Below are 1,472 nucleotides of genomic sequence, written 5' to 3' on the forward strand. Positions count from 1 at the left end.
TAAAAGATTTATATTTCCTTTTTACTGGTCTTTCCTCTGTGTAGCGAAGCGCCTTTGTGTTCTCAGTGGTAAAATATTTTTAGTGATTTATTCACTAGGTAGAGCATTAAGGACAAAAAACTAAAAAGTGATCGCTAAAGCTAAGGAAGGCCATGGAAACAGATCTTTTAACACAAAAAGTAATAGGTTGTGCTATTGAAGTTCATAAACAACTTGGGCCAGGCTTATTAGAGTCAAGCTATGAAAATTGCTTAATTTACGAATTACAACAAATAGGCATAAAAGCTGTAAGTCAAATTGAGCTTCCAGTTAGTTATAAAGGCATGGAGATAGATGCAGGCTATAGGCTAGATATCTTGATACCAGATCTGCTTATAATTGAATTGAAAGCAATTGATAAACTTGCACCAATTCATTCTGCTCAGTTGATTACTTATTTAAAATTAAGTGGAATAAAAACTGGTTTATTGATTAATTTTAATGTCATAAAATTAGTTGATGGCATTAAGCGCATTAGTGTGTAGTGAGACAAAATGAGCTCATCGCAGAGGAAAGTAAAATTCTCTATAATTAACTGCTCTGTGTAGCGTAGCGACTCTGTGCTCTCGGTGGTAAAAAATTAAGTAAGCTCTCACCACAGAGGCTAAGAGGAGAACAGAGGTAGAGATTAAAGAGCTGATATATTTATGTTTTTTAGCCTTTACTCAGTGTAGGCAGCACCTCTAAGCCCTCGGTGGTAAAATATTTTTAGTGATTTATTCACCACAGAGGCCAAGAGTAGAACAGAGGTAGAGATTAAAGAGCTGATATATTTATATTTTTTAGCCTTTACTCAGTGTAGGCAGCACCTCTGAGCCCTCGGTGGTAGAATATTTTTAGTGATTTATTCACCACAGATGCCAAGAGGAAAGCAGAGGTAGAGAGTTAATAGATAGCTTTTACCTTATTGCTCTGTGTAGCGAAGCACCTCTGAGCCCTCGGTGGTAGAATATTTTTAGTGATTTATTCACCACAGAGGCCAAGAGGAGAACAGAGGTAGAGAGTTAATAGATAGCTTTTACCTTATTGCTCTGTGTAGCGAAGCACCTCTGTGTTCTCAGTGGTAAAATATTTTTAGTGATATGTTCACCACAGAGGCCAAGAGGAAAGCAGAGGTAGAGATTAAAGAGCTGATATATTTATATTTTTTGGCCTTTACTCAGTGTAGGCAGCACCTCGGTGTTCTCGGTGGTAGAATATTTTTAGTGATTTATTCATCACAGAGGCCAAGAGTAGAACAGAGGTAGAGATTAGAAAGCCAATAGATTTACTTTTATTTAGATCTCCTCAGTTTATATTATTTAGTGCTGGTGTAATTGTTATACATAAAGGGCTTTGTTAAAGAGCAAGAGCCTGATTATGATATTGGTAGCTTCTAGCTTCTAGCTTCTAGCTTCTAGCTTCTAGCTTCTAGCTTCTAGCTTCTAGCTTCT

1 protein-coding gene is annotated in these 1,472 nt (G+C 36.8%); it reads left to right on the forward strand.

The window, feature by feature from the left end; translation table 11 throughout:
- Window positions 1–152 precede the first annotated feature (152 nt).
- Window positions 153–524, forward strand: a complete 372-nt coding sequence (locus FW757_RS23035) for a GxxExxY protein (protein WP_446441773.1) — start codon at window positions 153–155, stop codon at window positions 522–524.
- The last annotated feature ends 948 nt before the right edge of the window (window positions 525–1,472 follow it).

The sequence above is a fragment of the Pseudoalteromonas sp. 1181_04 genome (genome assembly GCF_052850545.1).

Coding starts and splice junctions, on each gene's coding strand:
- FW757_RS23035 (WP_446441773.1), top strand. CDS start 153: ATGGAAACAGATCTTTTAACACAAAAAGTAATAGGTTGTGCTATTGAA.